A 26,129-nucleotide genomic window follows, 5' to 3' on the forward strand; every position below is an offset into this window, starting at 1 on the left:
CGGCATGCACCAAAATGGAACACGCTCGAATGTCAATTGGCGTCACATCAAACACTATGCCGTTTGTGCATAGGTTAGCGTGCAACAGCATTGGCCGCAAAATCCCCTTAAGGCCTAGGATTGGCGCCATTCCGGCATGTGCCGGGTCAAAATCGAGATGATATCCATCATGTCCTCCGCTGCATCGTTCCGCGTCGAAAAAGATCTGCTTGGTACCCTTGAAGTCCCTGCCGATGCCTACTACGGCATCCAGACTCTGCGCGCTGCCAACAACTTCCATCTCTCCGGTGTTCCGCTGTCGCACTACCCGAAGCTGGTCGTGGCACTTGCCATGGTCAAGCAGGCCGCTGCCGACGCCAACCGCGAGCTGGGGCACCTGAGCGATGCCAAGCACGCCGCCATCAGCGAGGCCTGCGCCCGCCTGATCCGCGGTGACTTCCACGACCAGTTCGTTGTGGACATGATTCAAGGTGGCGCTGGTACTTCCACCAACATGAACGCCAACGAAGTCATCGCCAACGTCGCACTGGAGGCCATGGGCCACCAGAAGGGTGAGTACCAGTACCTGCACCCGAACAACGACGTGAACATGGCGCAGTCGACCAACGACGCTTACCCGACCGCCATCCGTCTGGGCCTGCTGCTGGGCCACGACGCGCTGCTGGCCAGCCTCGACAGCCTGATCCAGGCCTTCGCTGCCAAAGGTAAAGAGTTCGACCACGTACTGAAGATGGGCCGCACCCAGCTGCAGGACGCCGTGCCGATGACCCTGGGCCAGGAATTCCGCGCCTTCGCCACCACCATGACCGAAGACCTGCAGCGCCTGCGCTCGCTGGCCCCGGAACTGCTGACCGAAATCAACCTGGGCGGTACCGCCATCGGCACCGGCATCAACGCCGACCCTGGCTACCAGGCCCTGGCCGTACAGCGCCTGGCGACCATCAGCGGCCAGCCGCTGGTACCGGCTGCCGACCTGATCGAAGCCACCTCCGACATGGGCGCCTTCGTGCTGTTCTCCGGCATGCTCAAGCGTACTGCGGTCAAGCTGTCGAAGATCTGCAACGACCTGCGCCTGCTGTCCAGCGGCCCACGCACCGGCATCAACGAGATCAACCTGCCAGCGCGCCAGCCAGGCAGCTCGATCATGCCAGGCAAGGTCAACCCGGTCATCCCGGAAGCCGTCAACCAGGTTGCCTTCGCCATCATGGGCAACGACCTGGCCCTGACCGTCGCCGCCGAAGGTGGCCAGCTGCAGCTGAACGTGATGGAGCCGCTGATCGCCTACAAGATCTTCGACTCGATCCGCCTGCTCCAGCGTGCCATGGACATGCTGCGCGAGCACTGCATCGTCGGCATCACTGCCAACGAACAGCGCTGCCGTGAACTGGTCGAGCACTCGATCGGCCTGGTCACCGCCCTGAACCCCTACATCGGCTACGAAAACGCCACCCGTATCGCCCGCGTAGCCCTGGAAACCGGCCGTGGTGTGCTGGAACTGGTGCGCGAAGAACAGCTGCTGGACGAAGTGATGCTCAACGACATCCTGCGCCCGGAAAACATGATCGCTCCACGTCTGGTTCCGCTGAAGGCGTAACCCGGCTGCTGCAAACAGTCTCACCAGGTTTGAGGGACTAGACACCTCTCGACCTTTCAAGGGCCCGAGCGCACGCTCCGGGCCCTTTTTTTGTTCTTCACGCAATCCGGGAAAGACGCAAACAAGGACGCCGGATTGATGGGTGATATTCGTGCGAGCAAACCAAAGCCCCACCACCGCTTGGGATTGTGAAGCGATGACTGCGCCTGCCTAAGACAAGCGGAACAGCAGGTTCTTTCTCTTGGGGGTGAGAAATCTCTTTCCGGAAGCCCACCACCTTTTATATCTGAATGTCGTTTCGAATAAGGGCCTCAAATTAGCTTAGCGCCACTGCCCTTGTTTACCTGTCAAAACTATCATTTTTACCAGTTGCCGCAGCCATTGAGTGAAATTAGCATTCGGACTACCAACTCCTCAAAGAGACGTGTCATGAAAAACTATAAAATCACTCGCATCGTAAAGGCTCCTCGGACAGGCTTTGAAACTCATCCTTATGTTATTGAAGACCCCGCCAGTCCGCACTCCCCTGAACATCGCCTGGGCGACTATAGTTTAGGCAATGCTTCCAGCTACGAGGGGCTACTCGATAAAAACTTCATTTATGATCCCTCTGATACCACCCTGCTGATGGGCACCTGGAATAGCGGGGAAGCAAAAAGGCAAGGTGATACCTTCGTTCTGCCAGTCCTCGCCCATAAGCTTTTTCCTGGATCCGTAGTCGAATTAGGAGAAAAAATCAGAAAACTACGCATGGTGGTGATCGTGAAAAGCAACACCATCCCTGCAAATATTTATGACAGCAGTTACATGCTTTTGCCACTAGAGTTCTATATAAACCAGGCTGACACCATCAATGAAGTTTTAGCGCCAGTTATCAAATCATTGAGAGGGCAGGACGTTTTCCTGGAGCGGATAGCCAAGCCAAAATGGGATACGATTGATAGTCAAGCTGCAAAAATGAAAGCGGCAAAAGAAGAAAACGACCGTATTATGTGGATGCGGGGAAGTTCCATGCCAGACCACGGGATACCCTGGCCCATCAAGAACGCGGATCAAGGTCGCTCGCTGAATAGGTCAAAAACCTACGATGAAAACTCGATAGCAGATGATGAAGTTGTTGTTTGCACCCTCTACCGCAGCGGAAACGGAATGACGAGTTATGGAGGCGCCGGTAAATTCGACACAGCAAATTTCTGGACAGATACGTTGGCGGATATGTTGGCCGTCGTCATTTCGAGTGCCGTCTAAGCGCCAAGATGATTATCGTTGCTTTCCAGGTGAACCCGATCGCCGGCAAACCAAAGCGGATGACGCTTGGCCAGGCAATGCCGGGACGTCGCGCCAATGTAACCAAGCCTTTCTGGCTGCATCCTTAAGCCCCTCGGCGGGAGCCAAGTGCGTAGCGCAGTCACACTGGGCTCCTGGCCGGTGGCTTTAATGATCGCCACGGGCATTGTACCTTCCGCGAGTCAACGCCGATTGCGATAACGGCATGCAAATTGCTCATCTATTCATACCTGTCCCGGGAATAGCGAGCATGCTGCACAGCCACCTGACCACCCTCAACGCGGTTTCGCTGATCCTCAACCTGTTTCAGGAACAGGGGTGCGAGGCAACGGCGCTGCTGGCTGGCAGCGGTATAGGCCCGGCAGACCTTGGCCATGCCGATGCCCGCATCACCACCCAGCAAGAGCTGCAGGTATGCGCCAACGCCGTGGCACGGCGTGAAGACATTGGCCTGGAGCTGGGCAGACGCATGCATGTGTCGTGCTACGGCATGCTGGGTTACGCCCTGCTCTCCAGTGCCACTTTGGGTGACGCCTTGCGCCTTGCTTTGCAGTATCCGGCACTGCTGGGAACAGTCTTTCGCTTACGCCTGATAGACGATGGCCAGCGCATCTGGCTTAGCGCCGATGAATACCGCGACCTCCCGGCGCTGGCCGCTTTCAATGCCGAGTTCTGCCTGGTCTCGCTCAAAGTCATCTGTGACGACCTGCTGGGCCGCCCGCTGCCGCTGCTCGGCGCGCGTTTCGAACATGCTCGGCCCGACTATCACGCCCGCTATACCGATGCTTTCCCGTGCCCGCTCGGGTTCGACGCGCCGGACAACGCTTTTGCTTTCGAGCGGCGCTGGCTGGACGCCCCACTGCCCCTGGCCGACCCGATCACCCACAAAGCCATGAGCGAGCGCTGCCGGCGCCTGAACCTTGAATTCACCGGGCGCCAGGCCTGGCTGGGGCGGATACGCCAATTACTGCTGCAGCAACTGGACGCTGCCCCCGGCCTGGAAGGCTTGGCGCGGCAGATGAACTGCTCGTCTCGTACCTTGCGCCGGCACTTACAGGCGCTGGGCAGCAGTTATCAACAGCTGCTCGATGAGCTGCGATTCGAGCGAGCCAAGCAGCTGCTGGCCGAGGGGCAGATGCCGATCTACCGAATTGCCGAGCGCTTGGGGTTCAGTGAGACGGCAAGCTTCCGGCATGCCTTCCAGCGTTGGAGCGGTGTGGCGCCCAGCCATTTCCGAGGTTGATCAAGGCCGGCGAGCTTGGCCACATCGATCCCCTTTTGGCCGTTTGCGTCGTTCTCCCGCGCCCGGCAGCCCGTGAAAATGGGCCAACGCCAGTACTACCGGAGAACAACAATGCTGACGATCTATTCCGATGACCACCGCCTGCACCACGGCCGCTGCGAGCTGATCGACGGCAAGCTGATGCCCTGCTTCGAAATGCCTTCGCGTGCTGACCATGTGCTCGAGCAGGTGAAAAAGCGCAACCTCGGTGATGTCCAGGCCCCGACCGATTTTGGCCGTGCACCACTGCAGCGCATCCACAGCGCAGACTATCTCGACTTCTTCGAAGGTGCCTGGGCACGTTGGGCGGCGCTGGGTCAGGAGGGCGACTTGTTGCCCTTCACCTGGCCGGCACGCACCTTGCGCCAAGTCAAACCCACCGGCCTGCATGGCGAGTTGGGCTACTACAGTTTCGATGCCGGCGCGCCCATCACCGCAGGCACCTGGCAGGCCGCCTACAGCGCAGCACAGGTTGCCCTCACCGCCCAAGCTGCAATCGAGCAAGGCGCCCATGCGGCCTTCGCCCTGTGCCGCCCACCAGGGCATCACGCCGCCGCCGAGGTCATGGGAGGTTACTGCTACCTGAACAACGCCGCGATTGCTGCCCAGGCCTTCCTCGACCAAGGCAGGGCCAAGGTGGCTATCCTTGACGTCGATTACCACCATGGCAATGGCACCCAGGACATCTTCTACCAGCGCGATGACGTGTTCTTCGCCTCGATCCACGGCGACCCGCAAGACGAGTTCCCGTTCTTCCTGGGCTACGCGGACGAAACCGGCGCAGGCGCGGGCGAAGGCTGCAACATCAATTACCCGCTGCCTGCCGGCAGCGACTGGGCAGCCTGGAGCGCCGCGCTGGAAGACGCCTGCCGGCGCATCGCCGATTACGATGCCGACGTTTTGGTCATCTCTCTGGGCGTGGACACCTTCAAGGATGACCCTATCTCCCAGTTCAAGCTGGACAGCCCGGACTATCTGGAGATGGGCAAACGCATCGCCCAGCTCGGCAAGCCGACCTTGTTCGTGATGGAAGGCGGCTACGCAGTGGAAGAAATCGGTATCAACGCGGTCAATGTGCTGGAAGGCTTCCAGCTCGCCCAGCCAGGAGCCCGATAATGGCCCGACTCAAGCGCCTGCTCGCCCCACTCATAGCTGCCACCCTGTTCACCGGCGCCGTCCAGGCACAAGCCGAACAGCGCACCTTGCGCGTCTACAACTGGTTCGATTACATCACCCCGCAAACCTTGACCGGCTTCCAGAAGGACAGCGGCGTCAAGCTGGTCTACGACATCTTCGACACCAACGAAGCCCTGGAAGCGAAGCTGCTGACAGGCAACTCCGGCTACGACGTGGTAGTACCGTCCAACGTCTTTCTCGCCAAGCAGATCGAGGCGGGGGTGTTCCAGCCACTGGACCGCAGCAAGCTGCCGAACTGGCAACACCTGGACCCGGCACTGATGAAGCTCATCGAGGCCAACGACCCAGGCAACAAGTTCGCCGTGCCCTACATGTACGGCACGGTGCTGATCGGCTTCAACCCGGACAAGGTCAAGGCGGTACTGGGCGACAAGGCCCCCGTGGACAGCTGGGACCTGCTCTTCAAGGAAGAGAACATCGCCAAGCTCAAGCAGTGCGGCGTAGCGCTGCTCGACTCGCCATCAGAGATCCTGCCGCTGGCGTTGCAATACCTGGGGCTGGACCCCAACAGCAGCAAGCCGGATGACTACAAGCAAGCCGAGGCTCTGCTGCAGAAGATCCGCCCCTACATCACCTACTTCCACTCTTCCAAGTACATGGCGGATATCGCCAACGGTGACATCTGCGTTGCCGTTGGTTATTCCGGCAGCTTCTCCCAGGCAGCAAACCGCGCCCGGGATGCGAAAAACGGTGTGGTGGTGGACATGCGTTTGCCCAAGGAGGGCGCGCCGATCTGGTTCGACATGCTGGCGATTCCGAAGGGCGCTGCCAACCCGGAGGATGCGCATACGTTCATCAACTACCTGCTGCGCCCAGAGGTGATTGCGCCGATCAGCGACTTTGTCGGGTACCCGAACCCGAACAAGGATGCGACGGACCAGGTCAGCCCAGCGATCCGCAACAACCCCAACCTGTATCCAACGGCGGAGGCGATGGCCAAGCTGTATACGCTCAAGCCTTTGACGCGTGAGGCAGAGCGGGCGAGGACGCGGGCCTGGACCAGGATCAAGTCCGGGACTTGATACCGTCTTGCAACAGGACCGCGCGCTCCTGCAGAAGAGCGCGGTTCCTTGTTGAGCGGCCTTGTGTCGCGATGGCCTGCAAAGCAGGCCAGCAATCTCAATCCCGCTTCACAAGGCCCGGCAACTGCGCCACCAGCTTCTGGTTGTTGAACGGCGCGCGTATGAACCCACGCTGACGTCCATCCGGCCCGACAATCGCCAGGTTACCGCTGTGATCCACGGTATATCCGGGCTTGCTGGTATCCGCCGGAATGAACGGAATGCTCAAGGCATTGGCCAGCTTCTGGGTATCCTCGATCGACCCCACCACCCCGACGAAATCCTTGTCGAAATAACCCAGGTACTGCTTGAGCTGGTTCGGCGTGTCGCGGTTCGGATCGACACTCACCAGTACCACCTGCAGCCGGTCGACCGCTTCCTTGGGCAGCTCGCTCTTCACCTGGCGCAACTGGGCCAGGGTGGTGGGGCAGATATCCGGGCAATAGGTATAGCCAAAGAACAGCAGCGACCACTTGCCCTTGAGATCGTCGAGCTGCACCGGCTGGCCGTCCTGGTTGGTCATGGTCACGTCGGCAACTGTGCGGCTCTGCGGCAAGAGGATGATGCCGGCATCGATCAGCTCGGTGGGGTTTGGCTGGTCACTGCCATTTAGCACCTTGTTGACGGTCAGGCCCATGATCAACGCGACCAGGGCAACGAGGATGAAGACGGTTTTCTGGGTTCGGGTCATAGGTTCAGCAACAGATAGTGGTCAACAAGCAACGCAATGAACAGCGCGAACAGGTAGCCGATAGAGTACTTGAAGGTGCCGATCGCCGCGTGCGGCCGGCTGCCACGGTACAACACCCAGGCCCATTGCAGGAAGCGCAGGCCAAGGGCGAGGGCGCAGGCCAGGTACAACGGGCCGCTCATGTGGATGGCGTAGGGCAGCAGGGTCACCGCCAGCAGTATCAGGGTATAGAGCAGGATGTGCAGCTTGGTGTAGCGCTCGCCGTGGGTTACCGGCAGCATCGGGATATCGGCCTTGGCATACTCCTCCTTGCGGTGAATGGCCAGGGCCCAGAAGTGCGGCGGCGTCCAGGCGAAGATGATCAGCACCAGCAACAAGGGCTCGGCACTGACTTGGCCACTTACTGCCACCCAGCCAAGCAGCGGCGGGGCCGCGCCTGCAAGGCCACCGATAACGATGTTCTGCGGCGTCGCACGCTTGAGAAAGCCGGTGTAGAGCACCGCATAGCCGAGCAGGGAGGCAAGCGTCAGCCAGGCGGCAAGGGCGTTGGTGAACATCAGTAACAGGGCCATGCCCAGCAGCGCCAGGGCGAGGGCGAACAGCAGCGCCGGCAGTGGCGCGACCCGCCCTTGGGCCAGCGGCCGCTTGTGGGTGCGGGCCATCAGCGCATCGATGCGCCGGTCCAGCACATGGTTGACCGCCGCAGCGCCCCCGGCGCACAGGGCAATCCCCAGGTTGCCGAACAACAGCACGCTCCAAGGTACCCCGGCACGGGTCGCCAGGAACATGCCCACCAGCGAGGTGATCAGCATCAGCACCACCACCTTGGGCTTGGTCAGCTCCAGATAGTCGCGCCAGCCTGCACGCTGCGCAGTTAGAAGCGTCGCCACGAGTCGTTCCTCAAGTGATGGGCCGCGCCCACGCCTGTCACCGGCGTCAGGCGCCAGCCCTGGCCCACGCGCACCTTGTCGACGACGCGGATACGGTAGTTGACCAGCACCATGCTCAGCAGCAACAGGGCGCCGCCTGCGTTATGCGCCACAGCCACCGCCAGAGGCAGGTGCAGCAGCACATTGCTGATGCCCAGGCCTACCTGCAGCGCCAGCACCAGCAGTACCAGGCGCCCCAACCCAGGCAAGCCACAGCGGTGCAGCTTCCAGCTGAGCATCAGCAGCACACCAGTGACCAGCAGCGCGCCCAGGCGGTGGCTGATGTGGATGGCCGTGCGCGCATCGCTGTCCAGTTGCCCGCCCAGGTAGTTGGGGCCGACGTGCTGGGTCAGGTGGAAACCGTTGCTGAAGTCCGCTGCCGGCCACCACTGGCCATGGCAGGTCGGCAAGTCTGTGCAGGCAACGGCCGCATAGTTGGAACTGACCCAGCCGCCCAAGGCAATCTGGCCGATCACCACCAGCAGCGCCAAGGCAGCAATCCGCCGCAAGCTCAGCGGTAATTTAGGCAACGGTGCAAAGGCCCGTGACAGGCGCAGCGCCAGCAGGAACAACAAGGCCAGGGTAGTGAAGCCACCCAGCAGGTGTGCGGTGACGACCTGCGGCCACAGCTTGAGGGTCACTGTCCACATGCCGAATGCCGCCTGGGCCAGTACAACGCCTAGCAACAGCACCGGCAGGCGGTAGGGCTGGCCGTCGCGCGAATGCCGGCGCACGGCCTGGAAGGCGAGCAAGGCAATCACCAAGGCGAGCGTGCCGGCAAAGTAACGATGGACCATCTCGGCCCAGCCCTTGGCGACCTCCACCGGGTGCTCGGGGAAGTGCAGCTCGGCATGGGCCAGCTGCGCGTCGGTTTTCGGCACGCTGATGAAGCCATAGCAGCCAGGCCAGTCTGGGCAGCCCAGGCCAGCATGGGTCAGACGGGTATAGGCACCGAGCAGTACGACCAGCAGCGCCAGCAGGGTGGCGAACACAGCGAGGCGGAATCCGGGTCTGGCCATGGCAGGGCTCCTAGCCGATGTTGGACAGCTTGAGCAGGTGGCGCAGGTCATCCAGTACATGCTTGCCGCTGACCTTGCCGTCATAGCGCAGCACCAGGTTGCCGTGCGGGTCGACGATCCACAGCTGCGGCGCGGGGTCTCCTACCTTCTGAAGGTAGCGCTGCGTATCGAGTGGATAACGCTGCAGCTGTGGGTACTCGCGCCCCAGCAAGGCCTGGTAGCCGGCACTCAACGGTTGGGCAGCGGCCAGGGCATGGCTGGCACGGCTGGCGTCCCGGCCAAGGCCAATCTGGATCTGCCGCGCCAGGTAAACCAGGCGCTGGCAGTCTTCGGCACAGCTTTCTGGGGCGCTGACCAGCAGTTGCCAACGTGCGTCTTCGCCAGCGATGCCGATATCGCTGCGGCTCTGGCCATTGCCGATCATCGTCCCGTGATAGCTTCGGCCTTCCGGCACCCAGAACTTGAGCTTGTACATGCTGGTGGCCAGGATCATCGGGCCGAGCACCACCAGCAGAATCAGGATCAGCTGCAAACGCCCGCGGGCCCTGGGTTTGCGACGTTCAGGCAGGTCCAGTGGAGTGGTGGTGGCGGCCATGGCGGTTCTCCTTTTTGTTGTGCCAGCCAAAGTAGAGGTAGAGCAGCACCAGGGCGGTGGCCAGGGCGAACCACTGCACGGCATAGCCCAAGTGTTTCTCCGGCCCCATGGCCACCACTGGCCAGTCCAGGCGGTAAGCCGCCGGGCCGGGCTGCAGGCGCAGCTCATGGGCAAATCCTTCGCGCTGGAGCTGTTGCCACAGTTGTGCAGGGTTCACGGCCGTCAGCAGGTGCGGCCACTGGCCCCCAACGGGGTCGGGGTGTAGTTGAAAGGTGCTGCCGGGTGCTACGTATACCGAGGCATCCAGGGCCAGAGCCTGCGCAGGGGTGTCGAAGGGCACCGGTACGCGGCGGTCGGGCCAGGGCAACCACCCACGGTTGACCAACAGCCACAAGCCGCTGGGCTGGTCGAGAAAGGGCTGCAGCAACTCGACGCCTGCCTGGCCGTCGCGCATGCGATTGTCCAGCAGCATGCTGTGCTCGGCATCGAAGCGGCCGTAGAGGTGCACACGGCGGAAGGCGGTATCGTTGCTCAACTGCAACTGGGCCGCGGAAAGCGGCGCGTCGACGCTGCGCTCGGCATGGTTGGCCAGCAATGCGCGCTTTTCGTCGGCTCGGCCCAATTGCCAGCAGCCAAGGGCAATCAACCCCGGCAGCAGCGCAAGCACTACCAGGGTGGGTACCCAGCCCGGGCGAAACGGCCTCACGGGCGCCTCGCTATACTTATCCACATCACCGCATCCCCCCGGAGAAACGCCATGCTCAAGGCCGCGATTGTCATGATGCTGTTGGCCACCATTGCCAGCCTGTTCAGCGGCCTGGTGTTTCTGGTCAAGGACGATGAGAACTCGACCCGCCTGCTCAAGGCACTGACCGTGCGTGTCACCTTGGCCTGCCTGACCATCGCCTTGGTTGCTTATGGCCTCATCAGTGGCCAGTTGGTCTCCCACGCTCCTTTTTAAGCTTCTCTGCGCCACTTGTGTCGCGAAAGGGGTGCAGAGCAGCCCCGGCACTTTATGCGTTTGAGCCGACATCCAGGGTCCGCGCTGCGGCCCTTTCGCGACACAAGGCCGCTCCTACAAGGGCTGCGTCGCCCTTCACAGCACATATACAAAGATGAACAAACCGACCCACACCACATCGACGAAGTGCCAATACCAGCTTGCCGCCTCGAAGCCGAAGTGTTTGTCCGGGTTGAAGTGCCCACGCAGGATGCGCACGAACATGACGATCAAAATGATCGTGCCCAAGGTAACGTGGGCACCGTGGAAGCCTGTGAGCATGAAGAAGGTTGCGCCGTAGATCCCCGAGCCCAGCGTCAGGCCCAACTTGGTGTAGGCCTCGAAGTATTCGTAGGCCTGCAGCGCGATGAAGCTCAACCCCAGCAGGATGGTGATTGCCATCCACAGCTTCAGCGCCCCACGGTGGTCACGTCGCAGTGCATGGTGGGCGATGGTGATGGTCACGCTCGAACTGACCAGCAAAATGGTGTTGATCAAAGGCAGGTGCCAAGGGTCGATGACGTCCTTGGCCGGCGGGAACAGCTTGGGGTCCGGGGTATTGAGCAGGGGCCAGGTGAATTCGAAACTGGGCCACAGCATGTGTGCGACCCCCTTGTCGCCTTCACCACCGAGCCATGGCCCGGCCAGTACCCGCACGTAGAACAACGCGCCAAAGAAGGCCAGGAAGAACATCACCTCGGAGAAGATGAACCAGCTCATGCCCCAGCGGAACGAGCGGTCCAGCTGCGCGCTATACAGCCCGGCGTGGCTTTCCTTAACCACCGCCCCGAACCAGCCGAACAGCATGTAGGCCAGCAGCAGGGCACCGACGAAGAAAATCAGCGGCCCATGGGAGTCAGGGTGGCCAGCCTTGAGGTCGTTGAACCACGTGCCAAGGCCGTACACCGTGACGAACATGCCGATGGTGGCAATGATCGGCCACTTGCTCTGCGCAGGGACGTAGTAGTGGTCATGACTTGCCATTGCTGTTCTCCTTCCCTTAACGGGCGCCCTGAACGTCCTGGGGCGCGACATGCGCGACCGGCGGGTGGCGAGCGGTGATGTCGAACAAGGTGTAGGCCAGTGTCAGGTGCTTCACGCTGGCCGGCAGGTCCCGGTCGACGATGAAGCGCACAGGCATCTCGATACGTTCGCCGGGCTGCAGCACCTGCTGGGTAAAGCAGAAGCACTCGGTCTTGTGGAAATACGCCGCGGCCTCGGCCGGTGTGATGCTGGGTACGGCCTGGGCGCTCATCGGCCGGTCAGTGGTGTTGTGAGCCACGAAGATCATCTGGTTGACGGCCCCCGGGTTGACCGCGAGCTGGTCGGCAGTGGCATAGAAGTCCCAGACCATGTCGCCGGCATTGGTCGACATGAACTGCACCCGCACCGAACGCGTCGGATCGCTGACCTGGCTACCCTCATACTGCCCGCCGGTCTTGCCATTGATGCCGAAGGCCCTGCACATGACGTCGTAGATCGGCACCAGGGCAAAGCCGAAGGCGAACATCACCACCGTCAGCATCAGCAGGCGCAGCACCAGACGTTTGAGCGGTTGGCCGGTCATGGGCGGTTACCTATTTCACATCCGGTGGCGTCTGGAAGGTGTGATACGGCGCCGGCGAAGGGACCGACCACTCAAGGCCCTCTGCACCATCCCAGGGTTTGGCCGGGGCCGGCGCGCCGCCGCGAATGCACTTGATGACGATGAACAGGAAGAAGATCTGCGTGGCACCAAACATGAACGCACCGACCGATGACACCATGTTGAAGTCGGCGAACTGCAGGTTGTAGTCAGGAATGCGCCGCGGCATGCCGGCCAGGCCAACGAAGTGCATGGGGAAGAAGGCCAGGTTCATGCCGATGAACGACAGCCAGAAATGCAGCTTGCCGAGGGTTTCGTCGTACATGTGGCCGGTCCACTTCGGCAGCCAGTAATAGGCCGAGGCGAAGATGCCGAAGATCGCCCCAGGCACCAGCACGTAATGGAAGTGCGCCACCACGAAGTAGGTGTCGTGGTACTGGAAGTCTGCCGGCGCGATGGCCAGCATCAGCCCGGAGAACCCACCGATGGTGAACAATATGACGAAGGCGATGGCGAACAGCATCGGCGTCTCGAAGGTCAGCGAGCCTTCCCACATGGTGCTGACCCAGTTGAACACCTTCACCCCGGTGGGCACGGCAATGAGCATGGTCGCGTACATGAAGAACAACTCACCCACCACCGGGATGCCGACCACGAACATGTGGTGCGCCCAGACGATGAACGACAGGAATGCGATCGCACCCGTGGCATAGACCATCGAGGTGTAGCCGAACAGCGGCTTGCGCGAGAACGCCGGGATGATCGAGCTGACCGCGCCGAAGGCCGGCAAGATCATGATGTACACCTCTGGGTGGCCGAAGAACCAGAACACATGCTGGAACAGCACCGGGTCACCGCCACCGGCGGCGCTGAAGAAGCTGGTGCCAAAGTGGATATCCATCAGCATCATGGTCACCACACCGGCCAGCACCGGCATCACCGCGATCAGCAGGAAGGCCGTGATCAGCCAGGTCCAGACGAACAGCGGCATTTTCATCAGGGTCATGCCCGGTGCGCGCAGGTTGAGAATGGTGGCGATGACGTTGATGGCCCCCATGATCGAACTGATACCCATCAAGTGGATGGCAAAGATGAAGAAGGTCACGCTGGCGGGGGCATAGGTGGTCGATAGCGGGGCGTAGAAGGTCCAGCCAAAGTTCGGCCCGCCACCAGGGCTGAACAGGGTCGATACCAGCATCAGAAACGCTGCCGGCAGCAGCCAGAAACTGAAGTTGTTCATCCGCGGGAGGGCCATGTCCGGCGCGCCGATCATCAGCGGGATCATCCAGTTGGCCAAGCCGACGAAGGCCGGCATCACTGCGCCGAACACCATGATCAGGCCGTGCATGGTGGTCATCTGGTTGAAAAATGCCGGCTCGACGATCTGCAGCCCGGGCTGGAACAGTTCGGCGCGTATCACCATGGCGAACGAGCCGCCAAGAAGGAACATGATGAAGCTGAACCACAGGTACATCGTGCCGATATCCTTGTGGTTGGTGGTCAGCACCCAGCGCATCAAGCCCTTTGCCGGGCCGTGGGCATGCTCATGGCCGTGGGCGTGGTCGTCGATCACTGCACTCATGTCCTGTCTCCTGCAGCCCACTGACTGCCGCGAGTAACCCGGTTCATTGCGCTTGTGCCTGCTTGAGCGCCAGCACGTCCTTCGGTGTGACCATGTCGCCTTTGTCATTGCCCCAGGCGTTGCGCTCGTAGGTGACCACGGCGGCGATATCGACTTCAGACAGTTGCTTGCCGAAGGCCGCCATGGAGGTACCGGGCTTGCCGTGGAAGACGATGTTCAAGTGGGCATCTATGGGGCCGGTGGCGATCTTCGAGCCCTTGAGAGCCGGGAACATCGGCGGCAGGCCCTGGCCTTCTGCCTGGTGACAGGCCACGCAGGTGGTGTGGTAAACCTTGTCGCCGCGCGCGACCAACTCTTCAAGGGTCCATTCCTTGCTGGTCAGCTCCTTGAGTTTGGCCGCCTCGGCCTTGCGCTCGCCGAGCCAGGTGTCGTAGTCGGCCTTGGACTTGACCTCCACCACCACCGGCATGAAACCGTGGTCCTTGCCACACAGTTCGGTGCATTGGCCGCGATAGATGCCGGGCTTCTCGACGCGCGTCCAGGCTTCATTGACAAAGCCTGGGATGGCGTCACGCTTGACCGCGAAAGCCGGTACCCACCAGGAATGGATCACGTCGGCGGCCGTCACCAGAAAGCGCACTTTCGCCCCTACCGGCAGCACCAGCGGCTGGTCGACCTCAAGCAGGTAGTGCTCATCCTTGGGCGCCTTGTTCTGGATCTGGTCGGCAGGGGTGGCCAGGTTGCTGAAAAACTCCACGTCCTGGCCCAGGTATTTGTAGTGCCATTTCCACTGGTAGCCCGTAACCTGGATATCAATGTCCGATTCGCTGGCGTCGTAGATATCGATCAGGGTCTTGGTGGCGGGGATGGCCATGGCCACCAGGATGAGCAAGGGGACCACGGTCCACAGGATTTCCACCCAGGTGTGCTCGTGAAAATGCGCAGCTTGCTGGCCGGTGGAACGGCGGTGGATGACCATGGACCAGAACATCGCGCCGAACACCACGACGCCGATGATCACGCAGATCCAGAAGATGGTCATGTGCAGGTCGAACACGGCGTTGGAGACTTCCGTCGCCCCCGGCGCCATGTTCACGGTCCAGGCGGCGTTGGCCTGACCTAAAACCAACCACAACAGGAGGCCCATCCAGACTGGTGGATGTCGCATCATTGCGGGTTCCCCTTCTAATTCTTGTTGTCCCGGAGGCGTGGCCTGCGGCAAGAGGGAACGGCGGTCAAGACTGCCTGGCTTCGACGACCGAGCCCCTGCGAAAAGCAGTCGGGCCTCATCAGCGAATCACGTTCAACCCGAGTATAGACAGCGACCAATGGCACGCAACGACGCAGGTGAAATGATCTTCATGAAATCGCGAAATCGCCTGCAAGGCCTGCTCTAGACGCTAAGTGGCATAATGGTGGCATCTGCATATACCCAACAGCGCACACGTTTGCGCGATTTATAACAAATGCGTCTTAGGTATTCTGTATACCGAGCTAATTTAGTGTCTTCCGTTTGAAACGTATTGTCCCTGGAGTTGTCATGAACATCGCTGCTGTACGCGAGCAAATAAGCCAAGCCCACGATCACGAACGCCATACCGGCCAACTGAAAGAGCGTCTCGAGCTGCAACTGCCCCATCTGCACCCCTCGATCCAACTGCCTGAGCAGGACGCCCAGGGTACTTTGGCGCGCTTCGTCAGCGCCTATATCGACCAGGTGCCGGAGTTGCTGGAGGCTGCCCACGCGGTGGCGCTCGAGGCCGGTATCGAGTCGCAGATCAAACCTGTACTGAAGATCGCCGAAGCCTATTTCCTGCAGCCGCCGAGCGTGATGCAAGGGCACGTGGGCCTGGACTGCCTGCTGGATGAAGCCTACCTGGCGCACCGTCTGGTGGAGGAGGTGAACGACCTTTATATCCGCCACTTCCAGCAACCACTGATCCCATTCGATACCACCATGGCCAACTTGATTGCCCATCAACTGATCGGAGAGACCTTCGCCAACCAGCTCGATGAGGTGGTGCACCATTCGGTGGATGAAATGCTCAACGAGGAAAGCTTTGCTACCGAATCCGTAGAAGCCTACCGGGAAACCTTGAGCAGCCCGAAGACTGGCGAGGCCTGGAAACGCTGGCCATGCCTGTCGCGCCAGCTGGGTGTCGAACTGGGCCAGCCGGCCTGAGCGCTGCCAGCAGCCCCATGGGAACAGGCTCCAACTGATCGGCTGTACCGCGCACAGATAGATTCTTCCCGCCCCCCCCTATCGGGTAGGCATTGACCTAACAAGGCGAGGAAGAACCATGAGCATCAAATGGAACAGGCTCTACACGGACCTGTTACGCGGCAGCCGCTCCACCCTTTGGGGCAACTGGGCCCTCAACCCGGTCATCAAACCCGGTGCAGTGGGCATCATCGACCCGGCTTCCGGCGATTTCACCCTGGTCAACGAAGCGTTGCCCACCGTGCAGATTTCCAATGTTCAGCAAGGGCGCCGCTGGGCCATCAGCTCCAAGGACGTATCACGCAGGGAGACCAAGGCCAATGTTTCAGGGACGGTGATCGACCCTGCCACCGGCGCTCAGGTCAAGCCAGACCTGACGCTAGAGTGGAACTTCGGTAAAGAGGAGTCGATCGCTTCGGAGTTTGCCCTTCATGGTGAGCAACGTCTGAGTGACCTGGCCTTGATCCACGACCAGTACGATTGGCTATATGCACAGGCCGAGAAAGTCGGCATGGCCAGCAATGGCAGGATTGCAGAAGGTTTTGGCGTGGTAACGAGCGTCATTCTGGCCAGTAGCGGCGTGAATGCCGGGGCCAAGAGCAAGAATGCCAAATTCGCCCTTTCGGGTTCAGCCAGCGGCCTGAACACCTTGCTGGGCGAAGACGGTATTTCAGGCAAAGGTGGGGCAACGTTCATTTCCATCCGCGATACCGCTTCGGTGGAATCGCACACGCTGCCTGCGCAAGATGGCCAGGTTGCGACCATCCCGCTGCCTGTGGCCTACAGCTTTGCCTCTTTTGGCCCCGACAGAATGATCATTCCGATCTGGGTGCGCAAAGTTGGCAGCTTGCAACTGCATGTCGACAGCAAGGCCACTTCCGCCACCACCTACATCACCAAGGTATCGATTGCCTATGATCGGCCAGGTGAACGCCGCACCACGGTTGGCCCGATGACCATTTCCGGCGGCCTGTCGCATAACTTCACCATTCCGCTCGGCGCCAGGAATCTCGACTTCAGCGCCGAATTCGTCAACCTGGGCGCCAATCAAACGTTGAAGCGGCACTGGGCGACGCCCCTCAGCCAGTGGGTTGGCGGCAGCCGGACCATCAACCTGTACGGTACCTGGCCCGGCTCGCCCTCCATCCGTGTCGTCGAGGAAGACTGACCTCAACACTCTGCCGCAGTGCGCAAGCCCCCTTCGATACGCCGCTTGAGCCCACGCGGCTCTATGAGCAGGCGTGATCCGGCGCTGCGCTGTGTACGCCCCCAATCTTCCAGTAACTCCAGTACCGAGTGGTCGATGTAACTGAGGTTGGCCAGAGGTACGTGCAGCTGAGTGCCAGGGGGCACCGTTTCCAGCACCTGGGTCAGTGCCGGCACCTTGAGAAAGGTGGCGGCGCCGGTGAGCCGCAGCTCCATGTGCCCCGGCCGGTCCAGGCTGAGCAGGTTGATCTTCAGGCGGGCCGCTTTGAGTGCCAGCTTCAGCAGCGTCAGGGCAAAGCCCAGCAGTACACCGGTCAGCAGATCCGTGAAGATGATCGCCAGCGCGGTAGCTGCATAGGTGAACATGGGCATGCGACCGTAGCGGCCAAGCCCACGAAAGGCCTTGAAGTCCACCAACTTGATACCGGTGTAAACCAGCACGCCCGCCAGGCTTGCCACCGGGATCTGCTGCAGCACACTGCTCAAGACCACCACGAAAGCCAACAGCCACAAGCCGTGGAGGATCGCCGATGCACGGGTTTGCGCGCCTGCCTGCACATTGGCCGAACTGCGGACGATCACTCCGGTCATCGGCAGCGCGCCCAATACACCGCATAGCATGTTGCCGATACCCTGCGCGGAAAGTTCACGGTCGAAGTCCGAGCGCTGGCCGCTGTGCATGCGGTCCACCGCCGCGGCAGACAACAGCGTTTCGGCACTGGCGATGAAAGCCAGGGCGAAGGCGGCCACCAGCAAGGTCGGATCAGCCAGTTGCAGCAAATCCTCGGGGCGCAGCCAGTCGATGGCCTCGGTCAAGTCTGCCGGCACTTGCACGCGATTGACGGGCAGTGCCAGCCACATGCTGACCAACGTCATGCCCGCCACACCGAGCAAGGCCCCAGGTACGAACCGCAGCCGCTGTGGCCGCAAGCGTTCCCAACCCCACATCACGGCGATGGTCCCCACACCGAGCAGGCCGGCCTGCCAGCCACTGCCGGCACTTTCAAAGGGCAGGGCGCTAGCCACTGTAGCGGGGAACCCGATCAGGTTCTGCAAGCCCGAAGGTTGCGGCGCGGTGTCGAACATCACATGCACCTGTGACAGCACGATCAGCACACCGATACCTGCCAGCATGCCGTACACCACCGCCGGGGCGGTGACGCGGAACCAGCAGCCCAGGCGCAAACGCCCGGCCAGCAATTGCAACACCCCCGCCAGCAGCAGGATCGGCCCGAGCATGGCAACGCCGTGTTGGCGCACCAGTTCGAACACCAGCACGGCCAAGCCCGCGGCAGGGCCACTGACCTGCAGTGGCGAACCGGCCAGAAAGCCCACCACGATACCGCCGATGATGCCGGTTATCAGGCCTTTGGCAGGAGGCATGCCCGAAGCGATCGCAATGCCCATGCACAAGGGCAGGGCCACCAGGAAGACCACAACCGACGCCAGCAACTCTCGCGGCAAGGCCGCTTTCAACTGTGTAATGTTCACCGTGTTTCTCCTTTCTCTGTCACATGGCCTTTCCTCTGGCCATGGGCACGTTTGGCCCCTGACAAACGCGCAGGCGCGGGCCGCCAGCGAGCATGCCGGCAGGGCAGTCAGGGAATTCAAGGCAGCCGAAGGCCGCGCCACACCCCTGCGGGGTGCAGCCGGCTATCAAGGTTCTAGCGGTGGATGGGTCGCTTAGTAGCGGCCTCTCGGAGTCGCGCAGGGCACCGGCTCACCGGCGGCCAGGGGCATGAAGCTGTCGCTGGCGGCATCGTAGGCTTCGATCCGGCTGGTCTCGATGTCATAGACCCAACCATGGATGTACAGCTCGCCAGCCGCAAGGCGCGACGCCACCGACGGGTGGGTGCGCAGGTGGTGCAACTGGGCAATGACGTTTTCGCGGGTCAGCACCTGCATGGTTTCATGCTCGCTGCCGCAGGAGCAGTTGTTCTCGACCACGGTGCGTGCCACTTCGGCATGACGCAGCCAGGCGGAAACGGTCGGCATCTTGGCCAGCGATTGCGGGTTGAGTACCGCACGCATCGCGCCGCAGTCGGAGTGGCCACAGATGATGATGTGGTGCACGCCCAGCGCCGACACGGCGTACTCGATGGCGCTGGAAACGCCGCCGTTCATCTGGCCATACGGCGGTACCACGTTGCCAACGTTACGGGTCACGAACAGGTCGCCTGGCGAGCTCTGGGTGATCAGCTCGGGGACGATGCGCGAGTCGGCACAGGTGATGAACATGGCGCGCGGCGTTTGCGCGGTGGCGAGCTTCTTGAACAGCTCTTGCTGCTCGGGGAAGACGTCATGGTGGAAACGCAGGAAGCCGTCGACGATGTGCTTGAGGGCGGCATCGGCGCTCTCCGCGGGGGCCTGCGGAACGACCTTGGATGGGTCCTTGACGGGCATGATTCATCCTCTTGACGGTGAGTTGGTAAATCCATTTTACCGGTGAAAGATTCTGGCTATGCGAGGAATTAGATGACACGCACAGGCCATAGATCACAGTCTTCGTGGACTGGTTTCCTACGCTAGCGGGGAAAACTTAACTGAAACTTAATTCGGAGGCTCTAGAACGGGTGTTCCAGATAGATAAGGCGGGAATTGAATAATAGCAAAAACACATCAAATGCCAAGAGCCCTGAATAAGATTATGTGCTTGGATTAGTTGCATTGAGGGTCAAAACAATGCCATTTGCCCACCGGGGGGACAGAACGCCGAACAATCCAGCATTTGCCCCTCCCGCCCCTCCATGCCCAGCTTGCGCATGGCCTTGGCAAAGCGTTGCGCCAGCAGCTCTGCGAAAATACCCTCACCACGCATGCGCGCACCGAAGCGGCTGTCATACAGCTCGCCACCCCGGCTCTGGCGAATCAGGCTCAACACATGGCTGGCGCGCTGCGGGTAATGGTCCTGCAGCCACTGCTCGAACAGCGGTGCCACTTCCAGCGGCAGGCGCAACATCATGTAGGCTGCGTTCTGCGCGCCAGCCTCCTTGGCGGCGTCCAAAAGGTGCTCCAGTTCGCTGTCGTTGATCATGGGAATCATCGGCGAACACAACACGCCCACCGGCACACCCGCCTCGCGCAGCACCCGGATTGCCCGCAACCTGGCCTTGGGCGAGGCCGCACGCGGCTCGAGCACCCGCTTGAGGCCGTCGTCCAGCGTGGTCAGGCTGATCATCACCCGCACCAACCGCTGGCTGGCCATTTCGGCCAGCAAATCCAGGTCACGCAATACCAGCGAACCTTTGGTGACGATGGTCACCGGGTGGCGAAAACGCAACAACACTTCCAGCAAGCGCCGGGTCAATAGGTGCTCACGTTCGATCGGCTGGTAGGGGTCTGTGTTGGCACCCAGGTTGATGGGGGCGCACACATAGCCCGGCTTGCTGAGTTGCTCGGCAAGCACCTCGGCGGCATTGGTCTTGGCGATCAGTTTGGTTTCGAAATCCAGCCCTGGGGACAAGTCCCAATAGGCGTGCGAGGGGCGGGCATAGCAGTAGATGCAACCATGCTCGCAGCCTCGGTAGGGATTGATGGAGCGATCGAAGGGCAGGTCGGGTGAGGTGTTGCGGCTGATGATCGTCTTGGCCGTTTCAACCCGCACCTCGGTGCCTTGGGTCAATGGAACCTCCTGATGCCAGCCGTCATCCTCAGCCACCGAATGGCTCGGGGCGAAGCGGTTGTGTGGATTATGCGCCGTCCCACGGCCTTTCTGTGGTGCTGGAGGATTCATCGCCAAGCCCTATGCTGTATATATGAACAGTATAGGGGCAAGGCTCATCTTGCCAGCACCTCCGGTCAGGCCAGCCCGTGCCAACTCAGGTAGGGGGCATGGCTTGGGGCGCGCCCAAGGAAGGCTTCAAGGCCCTCGCGCAGTGGCCGCGAAGCGCCGGGCTCGAACAATGCCTGCGCAAGCGCCTGGCCCGTTGCGCGGTCAAGCAAACCGTTCGTTTCAAAACGGGTAAACAGGTCAAACGCGTGCACATCGGCCCACAGGTAAGCGTAATAGCCAGCATCGTATCCGCTGACCAGATGGTCGAAGGCATGCGCGGGGTGCTCGAAATCTGCCAATGGCCAATAGCCGCATCGCTCCCGGGCATCGTCGAGCCGCTGCTCGAGCGTTCTGCCGTCATACGGCGTGCCGTGCAGGTCCAGGTCGAACAGCGCCAGGCTCAGGTCGCGGCCAATTTCCTCGATCCCCTGCTGCTTGAACTGTTTCAGGTACGCTGCAGCGCCAGCCGTGCTCAGTCTACTGCCAGACTGGTCCGGCACGGCGATGCTGGCCAGGTAGCCTGCATCCCACACCCAGCGCTCCACCAACTTGCCGAACAGTTCCATGCCATCGGTGCCCAGCTCCGAAACATTGGACATGACATTGTTGCTGGTGCGGACCAGCAAGTGATGCAAGGCATGGCCAAACTCGTGATAAAGCTTGCGCAATGCCAGGTGGTCCAAAAGCGGCTCACTCTCGCCCAACGCTGCGGGGATGTCACTGTTAACCACCACCACCGCTGCATGGTAGATACCCTCGGCATCAATACGCCGGTTGCGCACGTACGTGGTGAACACGGCGTCAGCCTGTTTCCCGGCGTGTTGCACGGCGTCCAGATAGAACAGGCCGATAGGCGCTTGGTCTTGCCAGACTTCGAAGGTCTGCACGCTGGCATCCCAGGCAGGCATTCGGGCTGGACGCAGCTCAAGCCCAAACAGCTGCTGCGCCAGCCGGGCCAGTGCAGTGACCACGGCACTCAAGGGGAAGTGCTCGCGAAACACCTCACTCGGTTGCGCATGCGCCGGCAATGCCTGCAGGTGAATGACATCCCAAGGCTGCACGCGCGTGAGGCCCTGCACGAGCGCCTTCTGCCCAACGCCCTCACGCCATCGTTGCAGGGCGGGTCGTACGCTGGCTGCGAGGGTTTGCAGAAAACCCCGAACAGCGCTGACCGAGCCGGCACTTTTGGTACTCAGGCTCAGCTCGAGGTGGCTGGCAAAGCCGAGCAGGCGGGCTTTGTCATCCAGCAGTTCGGCCAAACGCTGCAAACGCGTACCGTTGTCCTCCTGCAGGTCATTATCGACCCCACGGGTGTGGAAGGCGCGGTAGAGCTTTTCGCGCAGGGGGCGGTGCTTCGCTTGCCGAAGCACCGCCTCGGTTGGGGCGCTTTCACAGGCAACCAGCCAACCTTGCAAGCCAGCCTCGCTGGCCCGGGCGGCCAGCTCATCTCGCAACCGTTGCGAAAGACCAATCAGTTCGGCCTCGTCCTCGATCAGCAACCCCGGCCGGTCGATATCGCGCACAAAGGCCTCCCGCAACGTACCGATCTGCGCTTGCAGCTCGGCGAGGCGGGCTTTGTCGTGTTCGTCCAACGCTGCGCCACTGGTTGCAAACCTGTCGAGATGCCAGCGCAAGGTAGCGCGCTTCATCGCGGCCAGGTTGATGCCGATGTCACTGCGCGCCAACCGTTCATACAAGGCATGCAGCCTGCTGTCGGTATCTTTCTGCTCGAAACGCGCAACTGTTCTGCCATAGAACCCCAGAATGGATTCGGCCCAGTCCTGGTCCCGGCCCACGAGCGGGATGACGGTATACAACGTGCCCGACAACTGCGCGTCCAGCTCATCCACGGCGAGCACCAGGTCGTCCCAGGTGGGCTGTGCCTGCTGTCGTTCGATGATGCGCGCGATACCTTGCTCATGCGCCGAAAGCACATGGTCGAAAGCAGCGGCCATGTTTTGCAGGGTTATCGAAGGGAAATCAATAGGGGCGTTGCTGCTTTGCAGGAGGGGATTGTTCATGGTGCATCGCCTTGCTCAGGTTCATGAGCGGGCGAGCATGCCTGCCTGGCGGAGCGGTAGAGGCTTGAATATCTACCACCCCGACGCAGGCGGGCAGGCCTTACTCGGCCGGTTTCTTGAGCTTCGGGTTGGGGAAGAACTGCACCGTCTGCACCTTGGCCGGCGCCGCCTTGGGCGCCAGGTGGTTGACCCGCGTCCCAAGTTCCTTGGGTACCGACAGGCCCTGTTCATTCAAGGTGTCGGTGAAGCCACAGGCTACGCACTCACGGTGCGGCACGTCGTCTTCGCTCCACATCATCAGCTTGTCCGGCTCACTGCACGCCGGGCAGACCGCCCCGGCGATGAAGCGCTTCTTGGTTTTGTTCACAGCTACCTCGCTCATGCCGCCGCGCCCTCACTCAGCCCACAGTGGCGCAGCAATGCATCGATGGAAGGCTCACGGCCACGGAAGTCGACGAACAGCACCATCGGCTCGCGCGAACCGCCACGGGCCAGAATGGCCTCGCGGAAGGCGCGGCCTGTCTCGGCGTTGAGCACGCCTTCTTCCTCGAACCGTGAGAAGGCATCAGCCGACAGTACTTCGGCCCATTTGTAGCTGTAGTAGCCCGCCGCGTAACCGCCAGCGAAGATGTGCGCAAAGCTGTTCGGGAAGCGGTTGTACGCCGGTGGGCGCATGACCGTCACCTCGTCGCGCACGCCTTCAAGCACCTGCAGCACACTGCGGCCGTCGCCGTGGCTGGCGTGCAGCTCGAAGTCGAACAGCGAGAACTCCAGCTGGCGCACCATCATCATGCCGGACTGGAAGTTCTTCGCCGCCAGCATCTTGTCCAGCAGGTCCTGGGGCAGGGCAGCCCCCGTTTCGTAATGGCCGGAGATCAGTGCCAGGCCTTCCGGCTCCCAGCACCAGTTTTCCATGAACTGGCTCGGCAACTCGACCGCATCCCAAGCCACGCCATTGATGCCAGACACGCCAGCATGCTCGATACGGGTCAGCAGGTGGTGCAGGCCGTGGCCGAATTCGTGGAACAGGGTCGTGACTTCGTCGTGGGTCAGCAACGCAGGCTTGCCAGGCGCAGCGGGCGTGAAGTTGCACACCAGATTGGCCACCGGGCTTTGCAGCTCACCACCAGCGGTACGGCGACGGTCGCGGGCACCATCCATCCAGGCACCGCCACGCTTGTTGGCGCGGGCATAGAGGTCGAAGAAGAAGCGGCCGACGTGCTGGCCGTTTTCCTTGATTTCGAACAGGCGTACGTCCGGGTGCCAGCTGTCGAAACCCTTGAGCTCGGCGATTTCGATGCCGTACAGGCGCTGGACGATGCTGAACAGGCCGGACAGCACCTTGTCGATCGGGAAGTAGGCGCGCAGGGTTTCCTGGGACACGCTGTAGCGCTGCTCGCGCAGCTTCTCACCGAAGTAACCGGCGTCCCAACTGGCCAGCTCGGGGCAACCTTGCTCGGCGGCATAGGCCTTGAGCTGCGCCAGGTCCTGGGCGGCAAACGGCCTGGAACGCTTGGCCAGGTCGCGCAGGAAGCTCAGCACCTGATCGCTGGACTCAGCCATCTTGGTGGCCAGGCTCAGCTCGGCGTAGTTCTTGTAGCCCAGCAGCCCGGCCAGTTCCTGGCGCAGGTCGAGGATCTCGCGCATCACCGGGCCGTTGTCGAACTGGCCGGCATTCGGGCCCTGGTCGGAGGCGCGGGTGCAGTAGGCCGCGTACAGCTCTTCACGCAGGGCGCGGTCACTGGCGTAGGTCATCACCGCATAGTAGCTGGGGAATTCCAGGGTGATCAGCCAGCCATCGAGGCCTTTGGCCTGGGCGGCAGCAGCCATCTGCGCCTTGGCCGAATCGGTCAGGCCGGCAAGCGCGGCTTCGTCGGTAACGTGCTTGGTCCAGGCCTGGGTGGCGTCGAGCAGTTGGTTGGAGAAACGGCTGCCCAACTCGCTGAGCTTGCTCTGCACCTCGGCGTAACGCTGCTGCTGGGCGGGTGGCAGGTCGATGCCCGACAGGCGGAAGTCACGCAGTGCATGCTCGAGGATGGTTTTTTGCGCCACATCGAAACCTGCGGCCTCAGGGCTGTTGGCCAGTGCCTCATAGGCCTCGAACAGCGCACGGTTCTGGCCCAGTTCGGTAGAGTAGGCACTGAGCGCCGGCAGGCAGGACTCGTAGGCCTCACGCAGCTCTTTGCTGTTGCACACCGCATTGAGGTGGCTGACCGGGCTCCAGGCAGCGCCCAGGCGGTCATTGAGCTCGTCCATGGCCAGCACCAGGCCGGCCCAGGTGGGGTTCTTGCCTTGCTTTTCGAGGATCTGGGCAATGGCTTTACGGTTATCGGCCAGGATCTCTTCGATCGCCGGCAGCACGTGTTCGGCACGGATCGCCGAGAAGGGCGGCAGATCATAAGACTGCAGAAGCGGGTTGTTCGCACTCACGGTTTGGCTACCTTGGCAGAAGAAACACTGCCCCATCTTAATTACAATCGACGCCGACCGCAGCAGGCAGCCTGCCTATCGGCACAGATGAGAGACCCTATCATGGCCATTCGTAGCTTCCAGCAACACACTCCGAAAGTTGGGCCACGGGCCTTCGTCGACCGTTCGGCAGTGGTTCTGGGTGACGTGGAAATCGGTGAAGACAGCTCTGTATGGCCTTTGACGGTGATTCGCGGCGACATGCACCGCATCCGCATCGGTGCAAGGACCAGCGTGCAGGACGCCAGTGTGCTGCACATTACCCACGCCGGCCCGTTCAACCCGGACGGCTTCCCGCTGATCATCGGCGACGAAGTGACCATCGGCCACAAAGTCATGCTGCATGGCTGTACCCTTGGCAACCGCATTCTGGTCGGCATGGGCAGCACGATCATGGATGGCGCCATCGTCGAAGACGAGGTGATCATCGGTGCCGGTAGCCTGGTGCCGCCCGGCAAGCGCCTGGAGAGCGGCTACCTGTATGTGGGCAGCCCGGTAAAGCAGGCACGGCCACTGACCGACAAGGAACGCGCCTTTTTCCCTTACAGCGCCGGTAACTACGTGAAGCTCAAGGACCAGCACCTGGCCGAAGGCTACGACCGCCCGGAATGAACCTGA

General features: G+C 61.5%; 24 protein-coding genes. 9 read left to right on the top strand and 15 right to left on the bottom strand.

The window, feature by feature from the left end; genetic code table 11:
- Positions 1-169: 169 nt before the first annotated feature.
- From aspA to NGJ21_RS11855, 5 genes are all read left to right on the top strand, one after another.
- Entirely contained in the window at positions 170-1,594 is a 1,425-nt protein-coding gene (gene aspA / locus NGJ21_RS11835; protein WP_042111854.1) for an aspartate ammonia-lyase, read from the top strand.
- 429 nt (positions 1,595-2,023) lie between these two features.
- A complete protein-coding gene (locus NGJ21_RS11840; RefSeq protein ID WP_174141085.1) occupies positions 2,024-2,842 on the top strand; it encodes a hypothetical protein in 819 nt (272 codons plus the stop codon).
- A 289-nt stretch (positions 2,843-3,131) separates the two neighbouring features.
- Entirely contained in the window at positions 3,132-4,124 is a 993-nt protein-coding gene (locus tag NGJ21_RS11845) for an AraC family transcriptional regulator (protein WP_115273261.1), read from the top strand.
- Positions 4,125-4,235: 111 nt separating this feature from the next.
- Positions 4,236-5,279 (top strand): histone deacetylase family protein, encoded by a 1,044-nt coding sequence (locus tag NGJ21_RS11850; protein ID WP_046786833.1) that lies wholly within the window; start codon positions 4,236-4,238, stop codon positions 5,277-5,279.
- Positions 5,279-6,382: a polyamine ABC transporter substrate-binding protein gene (locus NGJ21_RS11855; protein WP_115273260.1), complete on the top strand. Its 1,104-nt coding sequence runs from the start codon at positions 5,279-5,281 to the stop codon at positions 6,380-6,382. Before NGJ21_RS11850 ends, NGJ21_RS11855 begins: the two co-directional genes overlap by 1 nt.
- Positions 6,383-6,479: 97 nt before the next feature.
- On the opposite strand, the gene NGJ21_RS11860 is transcribed toward NGJ21_RS11855, so the two are convergent.
- The 5 genes from NGJ21_RS11860 to NGJ21_RS11880 are packed head-to-tail and all read right to left on the bottom strand — an operon-like array spanning position 6,480 to position 10,361.
- Positions 6,480-7,112, bottom strand: a complete 633-nt coding sequence (locus tag NGJ21_RS11860; protein WP_115273259.1) for an SCO family protein — start codon at positions 7,110-7,112, stop codon at positions 6,480-6,482.
- Positions 7,109-8,002 carry a heme o synthase gene (cyoE, locus tag NGJ21_RS11865; RefSeq protein WP_119688035.1) on the bottom strand — a complete coding sequence of 298 codons (894 nt, stop codon included), beginning with the start codon at positions 8,000-8,002 and terminating at the stop codon, positions 7,109-7,111. The genes NGJ21_RS11860 and cyoE overlap by 4 nt, the downstream gene beginning before the upstream one ends.
- On the bottom strand, positions 7,987-9,060 hold the full coding sequence (locus NGJ21_RS11870; protein WP_115273257.1) for a COX15/CtaA family protein: 1,074 nt from the start codon (positions 9,058-9,060) through the stop codon (positions 7,987-7,989). Before NGJ21_RS11870 ends, cyoE begins: the two co-directional genes overlap by 16 nt.
- Before the next feature lie 10 nt (positions 9,061-9,070).
- Positions 9,071-9,655 (bottom strand): PA_0111/PP_0108 family redox-active disulfide protein, encoded by a 585-nt coding sequence (locus tag NGJ21_RS11875; protein WP_046786830.1) that lies wholly within the window; start codon positions 9,653-9,655, stop codon positions 9,071-9,073.
- Positions 9,621-10,361 (bottom strand): SURF1 family protein, encoded by a 741-nt coding sequence (locus NGJ21_RS11880; RefSeq protein WP_251962147.1) that lies wholly within the window; start codon positions 10,359-10,361, stop codon positions 9,621-9,623. The genes NGJ21_RS11875 and NGJ21_RS11880 overlap by 35 nt, the downstream gene beginning before the upstream one ends.
- Before the next feature lie 51 nt (positions 10,362-10,412).
- On the opposite strand from NGJ21_RS11880, the gene NGJ21_RS11885 reads away from it, so the two are divergent.
- On the top strand, positions 10,413-10,616 hold the full coding sequence (locus NGJ21_RS11885; protein WP_012312078.1) for a twin transmembrane helix small protein: 204 nt from the start codon (positions 10,413-10,415) through the stop codon (positions 10,614-10,616).
- A 135-nt stretch (positions 10,617-10,751) separates the two neighbouring features.
- Here the strand turns inward: NGJ21_RS11885 and NGJ21_RS11890 are convergent, their stop codons facing one another.
- Genes NGJ21_RS11890 through coxB form a run of 4 tightly spaced genes read right to left on the bottom strand, consistent with a single transcriptional unit; the run spans position 10,752 to position 14,993 of the window.
- A complete protein-coding gene (locus tag NGJ21_RS11890) occupies positions 10,752-11,639 on the bottom strand; it encodes a cytochrome c oxidase subunit 3 (protein ID WP_046786828.1) in 888 nt (295 codons plus the stop codon).
- A 16-nt stretch (positions 11,640-11,655) separates the two neighbouring features.
- The gene (locus NGJ21_RS11895) at positions 11,656-12,222 is read right to left on the bottom strand and encodes a cytochrome c oxidase assembly protein (protein WP_046786827.1); all 567 of its coding nucleotides are present in this window, start codon (positions 12,220-12,222) and stop codon (positions 11,656-11,658) included.
- Between the two features lie 10 nt (positions 12,223-12,232).
- Entirely contained in the window at positions 12,233-13,822 is a 1,590-nt protein-coding gene (ctaD, locus tag NGJ21_RS11900) for a cytochrome c oxidase subunit I (protein ID WP_012312075.1), read from the bottom strand.
- 43 nt (positions 13,823-13,865) lie between these two features.
- On the bottom strand, positions 13,866-14,993 hold the full coding sequence (gene coxB / locus NGJ21_RS11905; RefSeq protein WP_115273255.1) for a cytochrome c oxidase subunit II: 1,128 nt from the start codon (positions 14,991-14,993) through the stop codon (positions 13,866-13,868).
- 369 nt (positions 14,994-15,362) lie between these two features.
- Between coxB and NGJ21_RS11910 the strand changes: the two genes are divergently transcribed.
- Both NGJ21_RS11910 and NGJ21_RS11915 read left to right on the top strand, forming a co-directional pair.
- On the top strand, positions 15,363-16,004 hold the full coding sequence (locus NGJ21_RS11910) for a hypothetical protein (protein WP_012312073.1): 642 nt from the start codon (positions 15,363-15,365) through the stop codon (positions 16,002-16,004).
- Between the two features lie 118 nt (positions 16,005-16,122).
- A complete protein-coding gene (locus NGJ21_RS11915; RefSeq protein WP_251962148.1) occupies positions 16,123-17,211 on the top strand; it encodes a hypothetical protein in 1,089 nt (362 codons plus the stop codon).
- A 2-nt stretch (positions 17,212-17,213) separates the two neighbouring features.
- Here NGJ21_RS11915 and NGJ21_RS11920 read toward each other — a convergent pair whose 3' ends face one another.
- The 6 genes from NGJ21_RS11920 to prlC form a co-directional block, all read right to left on the bottom strand.
- The gene (locus NGJ21_RS11920) at positions 17,214-18,740 is read right to left on the bottom strand and encodes a SulP family inorganic anion transporter (RefSeq protein ID WP_115273253.1); all 1,527 of its coding nucleotides are present in this window, start codon (positions 18,738-18,740) and stop codon (positions 17,214-17,216) included.
- Between the two features lie 192 nt (positions 18,741-18,932).
- Positions 18,933-19,652, bottom strand: a complete 720-nt coding sequence (locus NGJ21_RS11925; RefSeq protein ID WP_012312070.1) for a carbonic anhydrase — start codon at positions 19,650-19,652, stop codon at positions 18,933-18,935.
- A gap of 271 nt (positions 19,653-19,923) precedes the next feature.
- Entirely contained in the window at positions 19,924-20,982 is a 1,059-nt protein-coding gene (locus NGJ21_RS11930) for a PA0069 family radical SAM protein (RefSeq protein WP_251962149.1), read from the bottom strand.
- A 65-nt stretch (positions 20,983-21,047) separates the two neighbouring features.
- A complete protein-coding gene (locus NGJ21_RS11935; RefSeq protein ID WP_251962150.1) occupies positions 21,048-23,042 on the bottom strand; it encodes a M3 family metallopeptidase in 1,995 nt (664 codons plus the stop codon).
- Between the two features lie 100 nt (positions 23,043-23,142).
- Positions 23,143-23,424 carry a YheV family putative zinc ribbon protein gene (locus NGJ21_RS11940; protein ID WP_046786820.1) on the bottom strand — a complete coding sequence of 94 codons (282 nt, stop codon included), beginning with the start codon at positions 23,422-23,424 and terminating at the stop codon, positions 23,143-23,145.
- Positions 23,421-25,472 carry an oligopeptidase A gene (gene prlC / locus NGJ21_RS11945; protein ID WP_251962151.1) on the bottom strand — a complete coding sequence of 684 codons (2,052 nt, stop codon included), beginning with the start codon at positions 25,470-25,472 and terminating at the stop codon, positions 23,421-23,423. The genes NGJ21_RS11940 and prlC overlap by 4 nt, the downstream gene beginning before the upstream one ends.
- Positions 25,473-25,574: 102 nt before the next feature.
- On the opposite strand from prlC, the gene NGJ21_RS11950 reads away from it, so the two are divergent.
- Positions 25,575-26,123, top strand: coding sequence for a gamma carbonic anhydrase family protein (locus tag NGJ21_RS11950; protein ID WP_039603776.1), 549 nt, complete (start codon positions 25,575-25,577; stop codon positions 26,121-26,123).
- Positions 26,124-26,129 lie beyond the last annotated feature (6 nt).

Origin of the sequence: Pseudomonas sp. Marseille-Q5299 (assembly GCF_943737035.1) — a bacterium.
In the GTDB taxonomy this organism is placed as follows: Bacteria; Pseudomonadota; Gammaproteobacteria; order Pseudomonadales; family Pseudomonadaceae; genus Aquipseudomonas; species Aquipseudomonas putida_E.